Origin of the sequence: Klebsiella sp. ME-303 (genome assembly GCF_007910085.1) — a bacterium.
GTDB classification, from domain to species: domain Bacteria; phylum Pseudomonadota; class Gammaproteobacteria; order Enterobacterales; family Enterobacteriaceae; genus Klebsiella; species Klebsiella michiganensis.
In genome coordinates this window covers 70076-86953 of sequence record NZ_VOJB01000078.1, presented here as the reverse complement: position 1 = coordinate 86953, position 16878 = coordinate 70076, and the positions used below count along the sequence as shown (strand labels likewise).

Genomic DNA, 16878 nt, shown 5'->3' with positions numbered 1-16878 from the left:
CAGAGCCAGCCCATGAGTTATCAGGTCTTAGCCCGTAAATGGCGCCCACAAACCTTTGCTGACGTCGTCGGCCAGGAACATGTGCTGACCGCACTGGCGAACGGCTTGTCGTTAGGGCGCATTCATCACGCTTATCTTTTTTCCGGTACCCGCGGGGTCGGGAAGACCTCCATCGCCCGTCTGCTGGCGAAAGGGTTAAACTGTGAAACCGGCATCACCGCCACCCCCTGCGGCGTGTGCGATAACTGCCGGGAAATTGAACAGGGGCGCTTTGTCGATCTGATTGAGATTGACGCCGCCTCGCGAACCAAAGTCGAAGATACCCGCGATCTGCTGGACAACGTCCAGTACGCGCCGGCCCGCGGCCGCTTTAAGGTCTATCTCATCGACGAAGTCCATATGCTGTCGCGTCACAGCTTCAACGCGTTGTTAAAAACGCTGGAGGAGCCGCCGGCGCACGTCAAATTCCTGCTGGCGACGANCAGAGCCAGCCCATGAGTTATCAGGTCTTAGCCCGTAAATGGCGCCCACAAACCTTTGCTGACGTCGTCGGCCAGGAACATGTGCTGACCGCACTGGCGAACGGCTTGTCGTTAGGGCGCATTCACCACGCATATCTTTTTTCCGGTACCCGCGGAGTCGGTAAAACCTCTATCGCGCGCCTGTTGGCAAAAGGATTAAACTGCGAAACCGGCATTACCGCCACGCCGTGCGGCGTCTGCGATAACTGCCGTGAAATAGAACAGGGGCGCTTTGTCGATCTGATTGAGATCGATGCCGCCTCGCGCACCAAAGTCGAAGATACCCGCGATCTGCTGGATAACGTCCAGTACGCGCCGGCCCGCGGTCGCTTCAAGGTCTATCTGATCGATGAAGTCCATATGCTTTCGCGCCACAGCTTCAACGCGTTGTTAAAAACGCTGGAGGAGCCGCCGGCGCACGTTAAATTTCTGCTGGCGACGACCGATCCGCAGAAGCTGCCGGTGACTATTCTTTCCCGCTGCCTGCAGTTCCATCTTAAGGCGCTGGACGTCGAGCAGATTCGCCATCAGCTGGAGCATATTCTCGGCGCCGAGCAGATCGCTTTTGAACCGCGCGCGCTGCAGCTGCTGTCGCGCGCGGCGGACGGTAGCCTGCGCGATGCGTTAAGCCTGACCGATCAGGCCATTGCCAGCGGCGACGGTCGCCTGACGGCTGAATCCGTCAGCACCATGCTCGGCACCCTTGACGACGATCAGGCGCTTTCGCTGATTGAGGCGCTGGTGGCTGCCGACGGCGAGCGGGTCATGGCCGGCGTCAATGAGGCTGCCGCCCGCGGCGTGGAGTGGGAGGCCTTGCTGGTGGAGATGCAAAGCCTGCTGCACCGTATTGCGATGGTTCAGCTCTCGCCGTCGGCGCTGGGAGCGGATATGGCCGCGATTGAGCTGCGCATGCGCGAGCTGGCGCGGACGGTGCCGCCAACCGATGTTCAGCTGTACTATCAAACGCTACTGATTGGCCGCAAAGAGCTCCCGTACGCCCCGGACAGACGAATGGGCGTCGAGATGACGCTTCTGCGTGCGCTGGCTTTCCATCCGCGTATGCCGCTGCCGGAACCGGAGGCGCCGCCGGTGCAGGCTATTCAGGCCGCACCGGCCCAGCAGGCTGCCCCGGCATCCGCGCCGTCGTCGCCGCCGCCGAATTTGCCGCAGACCACCAGCCAGGTGCTGGCGGCCCGCAGCCAGCTGCAGCGTAGCCAGGGAGCGCCCACCCCAAAAAAGAGTGAACCGGCAGCCGCTTCCCGCGCGCGGCCGGTGAATAACGCTGCGCTGGAACGACTGAGTTCAATTACCGAACGCGTACAGGCGCGTCCGGCGGCGGCTGCGCTGGAGAAAGCGCCGGCGAAAAAGGAAGCCTATCGCTGGAAATCGACGACGGTTGTTGAAGCCGTAAAAGAAGAAGTGGCGACGCCGAAGGCGCTGAAAAAAGCGCTGGAGCATGAAAAAACGCCGGAACTGGCGGCAAAGCTGGCAGTCGAAGCGGTCGAGCGCGATAGCTGGGCGGCGGAAGTCAGCCGGCTTGCGGTACCCAAACTGGTGGAGCAGGTCGCCCTGAACGCCTGGAAAGAGCAGGAGGGCAATCGCGTCTGCCTGCATCTGCGTCCGAGCCAGCGTCACCTGAATTCGGCGGGCGCGCAGCAAAAGCTGGCGGAAGCGCTCGGTATTTTGTACGGTACGCCGGTTGAATTGACCATCGTGGAAGATGATAATCCCGCGATGCGCACGCCGCTTGAGTGGCGGCAGGCAATTTATGAAGAAAAGCTCGCGCAGGCGCGTGAAGCGATTATTGCGGATAATAACATTCAGACGCTGCGTCGATTCTTCGATGCGGACCTGGATGAAGAGAGTATTCGCCCCATTTGATTGCAAGTCTGACTTGCGGTCAGCATCCTTAACGATGACTTACTGAGAGAGAAGCCTATGTTTGGTGGAAAAGGCGGTCTGGGTAACCTGATGAAGCAGGCCCAGCAGATGCAAGAAAAAATGCAGCAGATGCAGGAAGAAGTGGCCCGACTGGAAGTGACCGGTGAATCCGGCGCTGGCCTGGTAAAAGTCACCATCAACGGCGCGCACAACTGCCGTCGCGTTGAGATCGACCCGAGCCTGCTGGAAGACGACAAAGAGATGCTGGAAGATCTGGTGGCTGCCGCGTTTAACGACGCCGCCCGCCGCATCGAAGAGACGCAGAAAGAAAAAATGGCGTCCGTGTCCGCCGGTATGCAGCTGCCGCCAGGCTTTAAGATGCCGTTCTGATGCAGACCAGTCCGCTGTTAACGCAGCTTATGGAAGCACTGCGCTGCCTGCCGGGTGTCGGCCCGAAGTCGGCGCAGCGCATGGCGTTTACCCTGCTGCAGCGCGACCGCAGCGGCGGAATGCGCCTGGCGCAGGCGCTAACGCGCGCGATGTCGGAAATCGGCCACTGCGCCGATTGCCGTACCTTCACCGAGCAGGAGGTGTGCAATATTTGCAGCAACCCTCGGCGCAAGGAAAACGGCCAGATCTGCGTGGTAGAGAGCCCAGCGGATATCTACGCTATCGAGCAGACCGGGCAGTTTTCCGGTCGCTACTTTGTGCTGATGGGCCACCTGTCGCCGCTTGACGGTATCGGGCCGGATGACATTGGGCTCGATCGTCTGGAACAGCGTCTGCGTGACGAATCGATGCAGGAAGTGATCCTCGCGACCAACCCAACGGTAGAAGGGGAGGCGACGGCCAATTATATCGCCGAGCTCTGCGCGCAGTATGGCGTAGACGCGAGCCGTATCGCCCATGGCGTACCGGTCGGCGGCGAGCTGGAGATGGTTGACGGCACGACGCTATCCCACTCGCTCGCCGGGCGGCATAAGATTCGTTTTTAATCAAACGGAGGCGCTTTTCGGGGCCTCCGCTTGAAAACTTCTCCCTCTGTCCCCATCTCACCCTCAACGGTTTTTTTACCATTAACAATGGCATTGTTGAGGTTGATTTAGATGAAAGGACAAGAAACTCGTGGTTTTCAGTCAGAGGTCAAGCAGCTTCTGCACCTGATGATCCATTCTCTTTATTCCAATAAAGAAATTTTCCTGCGTGAGCTGATTTCCAACGCCTCCGATGCGGCCGACAAGCTGCGCTTCCGCGCGCTGTCCCAGCCGGATCTGTACGAAGGCGACGGCGAACTGCGCGTGCGTGTTTCATTTGATAAAGACAACCGCACCCTGACCATCGCCGATAACGGCATTGGTATGAATCGCGATGAGGTCATCGACCATCTCGGCACCATCGCCAAGTCCGGCACCAAAGCGTTCCTTGAGTCCATGGGCTCTGACCAGGCGAAAGACAGCCAGCTGATTGGCCAGTTCGGCGTGGGCTTCTATTCGGCGTTTATTGTTGCCGATAAAGTTACCGTCCGTACCCGCGCGGCGGGCGACAGCGCCGAAAACGGCGTCTTCTGGGAATCCGCTGGCGAAGGCGAATATACCGTTGCCGACATTAACAAAGCCGATCGCGGTACCGAGATCACGCTGCACCTGCGCGAAGGCGAGGACGATTTCCTCAACGACTGGCGCGTGCGTTCGATCATCAGCAAATACTCCGATCACATTGCGCTGCCGGTGGAAATTGAAAAGCGCGAAGACGTTGACGGCGAAACCGTCATTAGCTGGGAGAAAATTAACAAAGCCCAGGCGCTGTGGACGCGCAATAAGTCGGAAATCAAAGACGACGAGTACAACGAGTTTTATAAGCACATTGCCCACGATTACAGCGATCCGCTGACCTGGAGCCACAACCGCGTTGAAGGTAAGCAGGAGTACACCAGCCTGCTGTATATCCCGTCGCAGGCGCCGTGGGATATGTGGAATCGCGATCATAAACATGGCCTGAAGCTGTACGTGCAGCGCGTCTTCATCATGGATGACGCCGAGCAGTTTATGCCGAACTACCTGCGTTTCGTCCGCGGCCTGGTCGACTCTAACGATCTGCCGCTGAACGTGTCACGTGAAATCCTTCAGGACAGCAGCGTCACCCGCAATCTGCGTACCGCGCTGAGCAAACGCGCCCTGCAGATGCTGGAAAAACTGGCGAAAGACGACGCGGAAAAATATCAGACCTTCTGGCAGCAGTTTGGCCTCGTGCTGAAAGAGGGGCCGGCGGAAGATCAGGCCAACCAGCAGGCCATCGCCAAACTGCTGCGTTTCGCCAGCACCCATACCGACTCCGCCGCGCAGACCGTGTCGCTGGAAGAGTACGTCTCCCGCATGAAAGAAGGGCAGGAGAAGATTTACTACATTACCGCCGACAGCTACGCCGCCGCGAAAAGCAGCCCGCATCTGGAACTGCTGCGTAAGAAAGGCATTGAAGTGCTGCTGCTTTCCGATCGCATCGACGAGTGGATGATGAGCTATCTGACCGAGTTCGACGGTAAGCCGTTCCAGTCGGTGGCGAAAGCCGATGAGTCGCTGGATAAGCTGACGGACGAAGTGGATGAAACTACTAAAGAAGCCGAGAAGGCGCTGGAGCCGTTCGTTGAGCGTGCCAAAACGCTGCTCGGCGACCGGGTGAAAGAGGTTCGTCTGACCCATCGTCTGACCGATACGCCGGCCATCGTCACCACCGACGCGGATGAAATGAGCACCCAGATGGCAAAACTGTTTGCCGCTGCGGGCCAGGCCGCGCCGGAAGTGAAGTACATCTTTGAACTGAACCCGCTGCATCCGCTGGTAAAACGCGCGGCGGATACCCAGGATGATGCGCAGTTCGGCGAGTGGGTTGAGCTGCTGCTCGATCAGGCGCTGCTGGCCGAGCGCGGTACGCTGGAAGATCCGAACCAGTTTATCCGCCGCATGAACCAGCTGCTGGCGTCGTAATCTTTACCCTCACTCTACCCCTCTCCCGCTGGGAGAGGGCCGGGGTGAGGGCATCAAACCGCACTCTACGTAAAATATCTCACCATTAACCGTTTCAGCCGCCCCGCCTTCCTTGAGCCATCCGCGTTCTGGTGGTATGGTTTAGCGTTTTTTGAAAAATTGAATCAACTTTTGAGGGGATTTTCGTAATGCGTATTATTCTGCTTGGCGCTCCGGGCGCGGGTAAAGGAACTCAGGCTCAGTTCATCATGGAGAAATACGGTATTCCGCAAATCTCCACCGGCGACATGCTGCGTGCCGCGGTGAAGTCAGGCTCCGAGCTGGGCAAACAGGCGAAAGATATTATGGACGCCGGTAAGCTGGTCACCGACGAACTGGTTATCGCCCTGGTCAAAGAGCGTATTACTCAGGAAGATTGCCGCAACGGTTTTCTGCTGGACGGCTTCCCGCGCACCATTCCGCAGGCTGACGCCATGAAAGAAGCGGGTATCACCGTGGATTACGTGCTGGAATTCGATGTTCCTGACGAACTGATCGTTGACCGCATCATCGGGCGTCGCGTTCACGCAGCTTCCGGCCGCGTTTACCACATCAAATTTAATCCGCCGAAAGTTGAAGGCAAAGACGACGTGACCGGCGAAGAGCTGACCACCCGTAAAGACGACCAGGAAGAGACCGTGCGTAAGCGTCTGGTTGAATATCATCAGATGACGGCTCCGCTGATCGGCTACTATCAGAAAGAAGCCGAAGCGGGCAATACCCAGTACGCGAAAGTCGATGGCACCAAAGCGGTGGCCGACGTTCGCGTTGAACTGGAAAAAATCCTCGGTTAATTCCGTTAGTTCTCATCCCGCCGCGGCGGGGTGAGAACTCCTCTCATTTTACCTTTTTCTATGATTGGTTCCGTTTAGCGCCATTTCAGCTACAATTGTCAGCGATTCAAATGGTTAAGAGGCGGTAATGCATCAGACGAAAACAGGTATCTTATTAGCCAATTTAGGCACTCCCGATGCGCCCACGCCCGACGCGGTAAAGCGCTATCTACGACAGTTTCTTAGCGATCGGCGCGTGGTGGATACCTCCCGTCTACTGTGGTGGCCGCTGCTGCGCGGCGTGATACTGCCCCTGCGCGCCCCCAGGGTCGCCAAGCTCTATCAGTCCATCTGGATGGAAGATGGCTCGCCGCTGATGGTCTATAGCCAGCAGCAGCGGCAGGCGCTGGCCGCGCGGCTTCCGGATACGCCGGTGGCGCTGGGGATGAGCTACGGTTCGCCGTCGCTGGAGAGCGCGGTTGATGAACTGCTGGAGCAGGGCGTGGATCACATCGTGGTGCTACCGCTCTATCCGCAGTACTCCTGCTCCACCGTGGCGGCGGTCTGGGATGAACTAGGGCGTATCCTTGCCAAAAAGCGCGCCATCCCCGGCATCTCTTTTATTCGCGACTACGCCGATGACGTGGACTATATTCACGCGCTGGCCGCCAGCGTGCGGGCATCCTTTGCGGTGCACGGTGAGCCAGATTTACTGCTGCTCTCCTATCATGGCATCCCGCAGCGGTACGCCCAGCAAGGGGATACCTATCCTCAGCGCTGTCGCGATACCACCCGTGAGCTGGTTTCAGCCCTGGGGCTGCCGCCTGAGCGGGTGATGATGACGTTCCAGTCGCGCTTTGGTCGTGAGCCCTGGCTGACGCCCTACACCGACGAAACGCTGAAAATGCTCGGTGAGAAAGGGGTGAAGCATATTCAGGTTATCTGCCCCGGCTTTTCCGCCGATTGCCTGGAGACGCTGGAGGAGATCGCGGTGCAGAACCGGGAAATCTTCCTCGAAGCCGGCGGCCAGCAATATGAGTACATTCCGGCGCTTAATGCGGACACCGCGCATATTGAAATGATGGTCAACCTGACGGCGAAATATCGCTGATCGCGCGTGCGGCGGGGAGTATGCTACTATTCCCCGCTTGTTCACTGTCAATAAATCGCCACTATGAAATTTCCCGGTAAACGCAAATCCAAACACTATTTTCCCGTCAACGCTCGCGATCCGCTGCTGCAGCAAATTCAGCCGGACAATGAGTCTAACGTCGCCTGGGTGGTCGGCATCGATCAAACCCTGGTTGATATCGAAGCGAAAGTGGATGAGGCGTTTATCGTACGCTACGGCCTGAGCGCCGGGCATTCGCTGGTGATTGAAGACGATGTCGCCGAAGCGCTGTATCAGGAACTGGTCCGCAACGACCTGATTACCCACCAGTTTGCCGGCGGCACCATCGGTAACACCATGCACAACTACTCGGTGCTGGCGGATGACCGTTCGGTTCTGCTTGGCGTCATGTGCAGCAATATTGAAATCGGCGGCTACGCCTACCGCTACCTGTGCAACACCTCCAGCCGTACCGATCTGAACTACCTGCAGGGGGTGGATGGGGCGATTGGGCGCTGCTTTACGCTGATTAGCGACTCCGGCGAGCGCACCTTTGCGATCAGCCCCGGGCATATGAACAAGCTCCGTCCGGAAAGCATTCCGGAGAGCGTCATCGCCGGCGCCTCCGCGCTGGTGCTGACCTCCTATCTCGTGCGCTGCAAGCCGGGCGAGCCGATGCCGGACGCGACGATGCAGGCCATCGCATATGCGAAAAAGCACGATGTACCGGTGGTCCTGACTCTGGGGACCAAATACGTTATCGCCGATAATCCGGCGTGGTGGCAGGCGTTCCTCAAGGAGCACGTCTCTATTCTGGCGATGAACGAAGAGGAGGCGGAAGCGCTGACCGGACTATCCGATCCGCTGCTGGCTTCCGACAAGGCGCTGGAGTGGGTTGACCTGGTACTGTGCACCGCCGGGCCTGCCGGGCTGTATATGGCCAGTTTTACCGAGGATGAGGCTAAGCGCAAAACGCAGCATCCGCTGCTGCCGGGCGCGATTGCCGAGTTTAACCAGTATGAATTCAGCCGCGCGATGCGCCATCAGGATTGCGAAAATCCGCTGCGTATTTATTCGCATATCGCACCCTATATGGGCGGGCCGGAGAAGATCATGAATACCAACGGCGCGGGCGACGGCGCGCTGGCGGCGCTGCTGCACGATATCACCGCCAATAACTATCATCGCAACAACGTGCCGAACTCCAGCAAGCACAAGTGCAAGTGGCTGACCTATTCCTCGCTGGCGCAGGTGTGTAAATACGCTAACCGCGTGAGCTATCAGGTGCTGAACCAGCACTCGCCGCGTCTGACCCGCGGCCTGCCGGAGCGTGAAGATAGCCTGGAAGAGGCTTACTGGGATCGCTAAGCCGGTAAGTAAAGCCGGCCCCGAGAAGTCGGGGCCGGAAGCATTAACCGGTAATAAGCTCGCCTGCTGGCGGCGTTTCGAGCAGCTGCAGCATGGCGCGGGCGATTTCCCGCTCGCCCATCACCACCTGGTTGGCGCCGCGTTCAACGATATACTCCACTTCATCGTCGTAGTGGGCGCGCGCGATGATCTCGATATTCGGGCACTTCTCGCGCGCGGAAGCCACGATTTCCCCGGCTTCATAGCCGTTAGGGATGGTCAGCAGCAGCCAGCGGGCGCAGTCAAGATGCGCCAGATTCATAATCTCTTCATTGGCGGCGTTGCCTAATACCGCGCGAATACCGCGTGCGCGCAGTTCGTCAACGCGGGTACGCGAGGTTTCGATAACCACCAGCGGCACGCCCTGCGCCATCAGTTTTTCACCGAGCAGGCTCCCGACGCGACCGAAACCGACCAGCAGCGCGTGGTTACAGATATCGACGGGGATCTGTTTCTCATCTTCAAGCACTTCTTCCAGCGTCTGTTCGTCCAGCGTCTCCGTTTTATCGAGATATTTTTCCAGCAGGGTAAACAGGACCGGGTTGAGCATGATGGAGATAATGGCGCCGGCAAGCACCAGGTTTTGCCCGGCCTGCGGCAGCAGATCCAGCGCCATTCCCAGCCCGGCGAGAATAAAGGCAAATTCACCGATTTGCGCCAGGCTGGCGGCAATGGTCAGCGCGGTGCGCGGCGAGTGGCCGAACATTCGTACCAGGAAGAAAGCGGCGGCCGATTTACCGAAAATAATGATGACCAGCGTCGCCAGCACCGCCAGCGGCTGATCGATCAGGATCATCGGGTCAAACAGCATTCCCACGGAAACAAAGAACAGTACGGCGAAGGCGTCGCGCAGCGGCAGGGTATCGTGGGCCGCGCGATGGCTGAGCTCGGATTCATTGAGCACCATACCGGCGAAAAAGGCGCCGAGGGCGAAGGAGACGTCAAACAGCTCAACGGCGCCGAAGGCGATGCCGAGCGCTAACGCCAGCACCGACAGCGTAAACAGCTCGCGCGAGCCGGTTGCCGCGCTGCGTGACATAATCCACGGCACCAGTCGGCGGCCGACCAGCATCATTATGGCGATAAAGGCAACGACTTTACCGATGGTAATGCCCATATCGAGGGCCAGGGTAGCCAGGCCAACGTCGCCTTTCTCGGTCATGCCGGCGACCGCCGGCAGCAGCACCAGCGTCAGCACCATCACCAGATCTTCCACAATCAGCCAGCCGATGGCGATTTGCCCCCGCTGGCTATCAATAAGCTGTCGTTCTTCCAGCGCGCGCAGCAGCACCACGGTACTGGCGGTAGAAAGACACAGACCAAAAACGATCCCGGTCATTAACGACCAGCCCAGCATGGCAGAGAGCGCCATACCCAACAGCGTCGCCACGGCGATCTGGGCGATTGCCCCCGGAATAGCGATAGCCTTGACCGCCATCAAATCTTTTAAGGAGAAATGCAGACCCACGCCGAACATCAGCAGGATCACGCCAAGCTCGGCCAGCTCCGGCGCCAGCTTGGTATCAGCAACGAAACCTGGGGTAAAAGGTCCGGCCAGCACGCCCGCTAATAAATATCCCACCAGAGGAGAAATACGTAGCTTATTGGCAATCATGCCGAGAATAAAGGCGAGCACAAGGCCGCCGACAATGGTGGTGATTAGCGGTGTTGCGTGGTGCATTCCGTCTCCTTGCAGTGGTGAGCTGATCCATTTTCGGCATATACCCGTCATACTTCAATTTGCATGGGCGTTGGCTTTCCTCGCTCACCCCAGTCACTTACTTCAGTAAGCTCCAGGGGATTCCCTGCGTCGCCGCCTTCCTGCAACTTGAATTATTTAGGGTATAAAACCAAAAAACCGAATAATAGTTTATGACAATTTCAGCGGTTTTGTTTATGAATAATCGTTGAATTTTGCAGAAAAATGGAATTGGCATGCAAAAAAGCACGGACCGCAAAATGGCAGCAGCTTATGCGGGGTAATGCTGGTGGAGTAAGGGATTGAGGCAGCCAAAGTTACACTTTGGCTGCCGAAGAATCAGGACTTTTGGTGGTTGTTAGGCAGAAATATCGTCAGGATGCCAATCAGTGGCAAGAAAGCGCAGATTTTATAGACCAGCTCGATACTGGTATGGTCAGCTAACAGCCCCAGCACCGCGGCGCCAAGGCCACCCATGCCAAAAGCGAATCCGAAGAACAAACCAGAAACCATACCGATCCGCCCCGGCAACAGCTCCTGAGCGTAGACCAGAATGGCGGAAAAAGCCGACGCGAGGATAAAACCAATTATCACCGTTAAAATGCCGGTCCATTCCAGCGATGCGTAGGGTAAAACAAGAGTAAACGGCGCTACGCCAAGGATAGAGCCCCAAATAACATATTTGCGCCCAATCTTATCGCCTACAGGCCCGCCAATCACCGTTCCCGCCGCGACGGCAAAAAGAAAAGCAAACAGATGAAACTGCGCGTTTTGCACCGATAATCCAAACTTTTGCATCAGATAAAAGGTGTAATAGCTGCTGATGCTCGCCATATAGAAGTATTTTGAGAAAATCAGCAGCAAAAGAATGCTAACCGCCAGAATGACTTTGTTTTTCGGCAATGGATTGACAATGACCGCTTTGGGTTTACCTTTGTTCATACGGTGCTGAGCGGCATACCAGCGGCTGATCTGCGCCAGCACGACGATCGCCAGCAGCGCCGCCAGGACAAACCAGCCAACGTTACCTTTGCCGTAGGGCGCGATAATCAGGGCCGCAAGCAGCGGGCCTAACGAACTGCCAAAGTTGCCGCCGACCTGGAATATCGACTGCGCCAGGCCATGGCGACCGCCGGAGGCCATTCGCGCCACGCGTGAAGACTCCGGGTGAAAGACCGAAGAGCCGGTACCGACCAGCGCGGCAGCCAGCAGAACCATCCCGAAGCTCCCGGAAATCGCCAGCAGTACCAGACCGCTTAAGGTAAAGCACATGCCTATCGGTAGCGACCACGGCATCGGGTGTTTGTCGGTCAGATAGCCGACGACCGGCTGCAGCAGCGATGAGGCCAGCTGAAAGGTGAGGGTAATCATCCCTATCTGCACAAAGGTCAGCGAAAACTCGGCCTGCAGCAGCGGGTAGATAGCCAGAATAAGCGATTGGATCATATCGTTTAGCAAATGTGAGAGGCTGATAGCGCCGAGAATGCGAAACGAGGTGCGTGCTTTTTGCGGCGCAGCAGCAGGGCCGGATAAGGGTTGTGCGGTCTGATTCATTGCCATAGGTTCGCTTAAGTATTTTTTATAGAGGATGCAGGTGGAATTATTATCTGCCTAACATACCTGCCCCTAAGGTTTGAAGGAAGTCGCAATTCTGAAAACATATTTGTCTAATCGGCTAACTCGCTATACTTTCGGCACTTGTCATTTCGTCAGGGAGAGAAATATGCACTTTATGAAGCAAGGCGTTGCGCTGGCGCTATTCACGGCGTTATCGCTGGGGAGCCTGTCTGCGCAGGCTTATGAGCAGGATAAAACCTATAAAATTACCATTCTGCATACTAACGATCATCATGGCCACTTCTGGCGCAGCGACTATGGCGAATACGGGCTGTCGGCACAAAAAACGCTGGTGGACGGCATTCGCAAAGAGGTGGCGGCAGAGGGCGGCAGCGTGCTGCTGTTATCCGGCGGCGATATCAACACCGGCGTGCCGGAATCCGACTTACAGGACGCGGAACCCGATTTTCGCGGGATGAACCTGATTGGCTATGATGCGATGGCGGTAGGCAATCACGAGTTTGATAATCCCCTTAGCGTACTGCGTCAGCAGGAAAAATGGGCGAAGTTCCCGTTCCTCTCCGCCAATATTTACCAGAAAAGCACCGGCGAGCGTCTGTTTAAGCCGTGGGCGCTGTTCAAACGCGGCGGGCTGAATATTGCGGTTATCGGCCTGACGACCGACGATACGGCCAAAATTGGTAACCCTGAGTTCTTTACGGATATCGAGTTCCGCAAACCGGCGGAAGAGGCCAAACTTGTTATCCAGGAGCTGCAGCAGAATGAAAAACCGGACGTCATTCTGGCCACCACCCACATGGGCCATTATGACAACGGCGCCCACGGCTCGAATGCGCCGGGCGACGTCGAGATGGCGCGCAGCCTGCCGGCAGGTTCGCTGGCGATGATCGTCGGCGGCCACTCGCAGGACCCGGTATGCATGGCCTCTGAGAATAAAAAACAGGTGGATTACGTTCCGGGCAGCCCGTGCGCGCCGGATAAGCAGAACGGTATCTGGATCGTCCAGGCCCATGAGTGGGGCAAATATGTGGGCCGCGCCGACTTCGAATTCCGCAATGGCGAAATGAAGCTGGTGCACTATCAGCTGATCCCGGTCAACCTGAAGAAAAAGGTCACTTACGACAACGGCGAGAGCGAGCGCGTGCTCTATACGCCGCAAATCGCCGAAAATCCGCAGATGCTCTCCCTGCTGACGCCGTTCCAGAATAAGGGCAAAGCGCAGCTGCAGGTCAAAATCGGTAGCGTAAACGCGCACCTGGAGGGCGATCGCAGCAAAGTGCGTTTTGTGCAAACCAATATGGGACGTCTGCTGCTGGCGGCGCAAATGGCGCGCAGCAATGCCGATTTCGCGGTGATGAGCGGCGGCGGCGTGCGTGATTCGATTGAAGCGGGCGATATCACCTATAAAGACGTGATGAAGGTACAGCCTTTCGGCAACGTGCTGGTGTATGTCGATATGAGCGGTAAGGAAGTGACGGAGTATCTGACCGCCGTGGCGCAGATGAAGCCCGATTCTGGCGCCTATCCGCAGTTTGCCAACGTCGGTTTTGTGGCCAAAGACGGTAAGCTTAATAATTTGACCATCAAAGGCGAACCGGTCGATCCGGCGAAGACCTACCGTATGGCGACCCTGAGCTTTAACGCCACCGGCGGCGACGGCTACCCGCATATTGATACCAGGCCCGGCTATGTGAATACCGGCTTTATCGACGCCGAGGTGCTGAAAGAGTATATCCAGAAAAACTCACCGCTGGACGCGGCAGCTTATGAACCGAAAGGCGAGGTAAGCTGGCAGTAACGTCAGAGCAGCGCCCCGGTGGCGCTGCGCTTACCGGGGCGACAGGTCTGAGCGGTTTTGGATTTTATAGCCCGGACAAGGCGCGTCAGCGCCGCCTCCGGGAGTGTTCCCTGACGAAAAACCGTCAATTAATCGCGACGCGCGATATCGGCGAATTTTGCCTCAAGGATCTTCGCCAGATCGCTGGCCGCCAGCTCAATATCCAGCCCGCGTTTGCCGCCGGAAATATAGATGGTGGCAAACGACTGGGCCGGCGCGTCAATCACCGTCGGCAGGCGTTTTTTCTGTCCAAGCGGGCTGATCCCGCCCACCAGATAGCCGGTGACCCGCTGCGCGACCATCGGGTCTGCCATATCGACTTTCTTAGCGCCTAAAGCCTTCGCCACCTTTTTCAAATCCAGCTGACCCGCTACCGGCGTCACCGCGACGGCCAGATGCTTCATATCGCCGTTGACGGCGACCAGCAGCGTTTTATAGACCTGGTCGGCGTTGAGCCCCAGCTTACGCACCACCTCATCGCCAAAATTGGTTTCGTTCGGATCGTGATCGTAGCTGTGAATGTGAAAACTAATTTTGTTTTTTTCGAGTAATTTTACGGCGGGAGTCATCGTTATCCTTCTTACCAACCGATTTAATGTGACATAAGCATACGCCCGACGGCTGTCTAAAAAATAGTATCATCTTGCGCAATAGTATTGGCAGTGATGGTCACTTTGAGCGACAATCAGACGATCCGGGGCGCGAACCCCGGAATAATAATAATGATGAAATTCCTCTTTGACGGGCCAATAGCAATATTGGCCATTTTTTTACGTCAGCATGTCCGGCAGATTCCCTTCCCCGTACAAATGAAGCGCCCCTACGGCAACCACGTAGCGCCCCGGCGGCAGCGCCAGCAGCGTTTCGCGCCAGGCGAGATTGCGCTGATGCATCAGCACATCATATAGCGACTGGCTAAACGTTGTCGGCAGCGAGGTTGCGCCCGTTGACGGCGGCTGCTCCAGCCACCAGCCGATCATCACCTGCAGCAGACGCGCATTCGTGCGCCAGTGGGTGAGGGTATCCTCCAGCAGCGCCAGACCGCCGTCGGGCAGATCCCGCAGCAGCGCTATCTGGCTATCGGCGCCCTCCAGCTCCATCACGCGGATATTGCTCTCACGCGCCGCCATCAGCAGTTGATAATCAATGCCGTAATCCGCCCTTAGCCCCAGTTTTTGCGCCTGAGTCGCCTGCAATACCATCGCCACCTGCCACAGCGGCTGGCTGTCGAACAGCGCGATGGACAGCCCCATTTCTCCTGCCCGCTCTTGCAGTTCAGCAAGCAGGGAGGCGCTCAGGCGTTCCGCCAGCGGCGGACAGGAGGGGAGGTTGCTGAACGGCGTTTCGCTGCCGCTAATATCCGCTTCCACAATCAGCGCATCGGCCTGGCGGATCTTTTTTAATAACCTGGCGGGCGGCGGCGACATGTCGCGGGTGCCCATATGAATACTGCCGACCAGGTGCAGATAGCGCTCGCCGGGAAGCGTGATATCCAGCGCGGGCCAGGAATAAGACGAGCCGACGGCGGCTTGCCACAGCATTTTTATTCGGTTTAACAGGCCCATACGTGCTCCGTAGTGTGAGGAAGCCATGCTAGCGCGCGGGGGGCTGGGGCGCAAGGGGACTCAACGTGCGCGACGGAAGAGGCGTTTTGCAATGTCACGAAAATAACAAAAAAATTTGATGTTCTCTTTTTCGTCATTTCTGTAATGGCGTTTTGAAATTAATTATCACTTAAAAAACAATGGAATGACTATTTATAACGTGAATGACCATGGTGTTTTTTTTCTCAAATATTCCTCTGTTGTGATAATAAAATAAAAAATCTGTAACAAAAAATAAACAAAGCGCTTCTATATTGGCCCCTTCAATTTTTGGGGGGAGTGACATGCGTAACTGGAGTGAGCCTAAAAAGAATAAAGCCCATATCGAGCTGATCCCGATGATCGATGTGATGATGTTTCTACTGGTTTTCTTTGTCCTGATTAGCCTGAATGTGATCCCGGCTCTGGGCTTGAAAACGCAGCTGCCGTCGGCCGGCAGCGCCCAACAGCTTAAACCGCAAAAAAAAGCCATTATCACCCTCGGCGCCGGCGACCAGCTGCAGCTTGATGGCCAGCCGCTGCCCCTGGATGCGCTGGTCAATACCCTGAAGCAACAGCAGCAGGAAAACCAAACCACCACCATTATCGTGAACAGCGATAAAGAGGTTGCGGTGGAACGCCTGATCGCCGTGATGGATACCCTGCGTCAGGGTGGTTTCTTCTCCATTTCCATTGCCACACGGAAGCAGTGATATGTATCTGCTTTATCGCTCACGTCACGTTGTTAGCTGGCTACCCGCCATTGTCGTCGCGGGATGTTTACTGTTTGTCAGCCAGCAGGCAGTGCTGCAGGTCAAACCGCATTATGACGATACGGTCATGGAACTGTCGCTGGCTGAACCCGAACCGCCGCAGCCGGAGCCTGTCCCGGAACCGCAGCCGGAAATACCGCCGCAAATTCAACCTGAGCCGGAACCGGAGGCGGTCGCTGAACCCGTCGTTCCTGCGCCAGAACCCATTATCCAGGCCAAACCGGTTGTTAAACCGAAAGCCAAACCCAGACCCAAACCGGTTGTGAAGGAAAAAGCGTCGAAACCGCAGGCGATCGCGGCTCCGCAGCCCGCCGCCGTTCGTAGTCCGGTGAGTAAACCAGCCGCGCCGCCTTCTCCCCCGGCGCCGAAGGCGAACGCGCAGGCGGTGGAAAACGGCTATCTGCAGGCGCTGCGCCGGGAGCTGGAGCAGCGCAAGCGCTATCCGAGCGGCCGTCAGGCTTCGCTGGAGCGCCCACAGGGCAACGTGGAGGTCTGGCTGGAGGTTGACCGCAGCGGCAGAGTGCTGGCTTCCGGTATTGCCAGCAGGGCGCCGAACATGCTGCTCAATCGCGCTGCGCTTAGTTCCCTGCAAAGCATCAGCCAGCTGAAGCCCTTTCCTGAAGAGGCTTTTGCCGGACAAAGCAGCAAAAAATTTACCGCGACGTTTAATTACCAGGCGCCATAAGCCTAATTAA

At 57.1% G+C, this 16878-nt stretch carries 14 protein-coding genes, 1 pseudogene and 1 other annotated feature; of the genes and pseudogenes, 11 read left to right on the top strand and 4 right to left on the bottom strand.

Annotation, left to right across the window (positions count from 1 at the left end):
• Positions 1-12 precede the first annotated feature (12 nt).
• The 8 genes and pseudogenes from dnaX (FQK12_RS14830) to FQK12_RS14795 all read left to right on the top strand — a co-directional run.
• Positions 13-480, top strand: a pseudogene (gene dnaX, locus FQK12_RS14830) (DNA polymerase III subunit gamma/tau); the annotation flags it as partial.
• Positions 481-494: 14 nt separating this feature from the next.
• Positions 495-2402: a DNA polymerase III subunit gamma/tau gene (gene dnaX / locus FQK12_RS14825; RefSeq protein WP_014228212.1), complete on the top strand. Its 1908-nt coding sequence runs from the start codon at positions 495-497 to the stop codon at positions 2400-2402.
• Positions 1735-1799, top strand: a sequence feature (DnaX frameshifting element). (Overlaps the previous gene by 65 nt.)
• Positions 2403-2459: 57 nt before the next feature.
• A complete protein-coding gene (locus tag FQK12_RS14820) occupies positions 2460-2792 on the top strand; it encodes a YbaB/EbfC family nucleoid-associated protein (protein WP_004099673.1) in 333 nt (110 codons plus the stop codon).
• A complete protein-coding gene (gene recR / locus FQK12_RS14815; protein ID WP_004129946.1) occupies positions 2792-3397 on the top strand; it encodes a recombination mediator RecR in 606 nt (201 codons plus the stop codon). The genes FQK12_RS14820 and recR overlap by 1 nt, the downstream gene beginning before the upstream one ends.
• Positions 3398-3508: 111 nt before the next feature.
• Positions 3509-5383: a molecular chaperone HtpG gene (htpG, locus tag FQK12_RS14810; protein ID WP_009653565.1), complete on the top strand. Its 1875-nt coding sequence runs from the start codon at positions 3509-3511 to the stop codon at positions 5381-5383.
• Between the two features lie 188 nt (positions 5384-5571).
• Positions 5572-6216, top strand: coding sequence for an adenylate kinase (gene adk, locus FQK12_RS14805; protein WP_004848363.1), 645 nt, complete (start codon positions 5572-5574; stop codon positions 6214-6216).
• 127 nt (positions 6217-6343) lie between these two features.
• Complete coding sequence (hemH, locus tag FQK12_RS14800) at positions 6344-7306, top strand: ferrochelatase (RefSeq protein WP_014228213.1); 963 nt, start codon at positions 6344-6346, stop codon at positions 7304-7306.
• Between the two features lie 63 nt (positions 7307-7369).
• On the top strand, positions 7370-8674 hold the full coding sequence (locus FQK12_RS14795) for an inosine/guanosine kinase (protein ID WP_004137947.1): 1305 nt from the start codon (positions 7370-7372) through the stop codon (positions 8672-8674).
• A gap of 43 nt (positions 8675-8717) precedes the next feature.
• Here the strand turns inward: FQK12_RS14795 and ybaL are convergent, their stop codons facing one another.
• Entirely contained in the window at positions 8718-10394 is a 1677-nt protein-coding gene (gene ybaL / locus FQK12_RS14790) for a YbaL family putative K(+) efflux transporter (RefSeq protein ID WP_014228214.1), read from the bottom strand.
• A 357-nt stretch (positions 10395-10751) separates the two neighbouring features.
• A complete protein-coding gene (locus FQK12_RS14785) occupies positions 10752-11972 on the bottom strand; it encodes an MFS transporter (protein WP_004848370.1) in 1221 nt (406 codons plus the stop codon).
• Positions 11973-12135: 163 nt separating this feature from the next.
• Between FQK12_RS14785 and ushA the strand changes: the two genes are divergently transcribed.
• Positions 12136-13788 (top strand): bifunctional UDP-sugar hydrolase/5'-nucleotidase UshA, encoded by a 1653-nt coding sequence (gene ushA, locus FQK12_RS14780; protein ID WP_014228215.1) that lies wholly within the window; start codon positions 12136-12138, stop codon positions 13786-13788.
• Between the two features lie 128 nt (positions 13789-13916).
• On the opposite strand, the gene ybaK is transcribed toward ushA, so the two are convergent.
• Positions 13917-14396, bottom strand: a complete 480-nt coding sequence (ybaK, locus tag FQK12_RS14775; RefSeq protein ID WP_014228216.1) for a Cys-tRNA(Pro)/Cys-tRNA(Cys) deacylase YbaK — start codon at positions 14394-14396, stop codon at positions 13917-13919.
• 201 nt (positions 14397-14597) lie between these two features.
• The gene (locus FQK12_RS14770; protein WP_014228217.1) at positions 14598-15392 is read right to left on the bottom strand and encodes a TraB/GumN family protein; all 795 of its coding nucleotides are present in this window, start codon (positions 15390-15392) and stop codon (positions 14598-14600) included.
• A gap of 323 nt (positions 15393-15715) precedes the next feature.
• Between FQK12_RS14770 and FQK12_RS14765 the strand changes: the two genes are divergently transcribed.
• Positions 15716-16123 (top strand): ExbD/TolR family protein, encoded by a 408-nt coding sequence (locus FQK12_RS14765; RefSeq protein WP_014228218.1) that lies wholly within the window; start codon positions 15716-15718, stop codon positions 16121-16123.
• Position 16124: 1 nt separating this feature from the next.
• Positions 16125-16868, top strand: coding sequence for an energy transducer TonB (locus FQK12_RS14760; protein ID WP_014228219.1), 744 nt, complete (start codon positions 16125-16127; stop codon positions 16866-16868).
• Positions 16869-16878 lie beyond the last annotated feature (10 nt).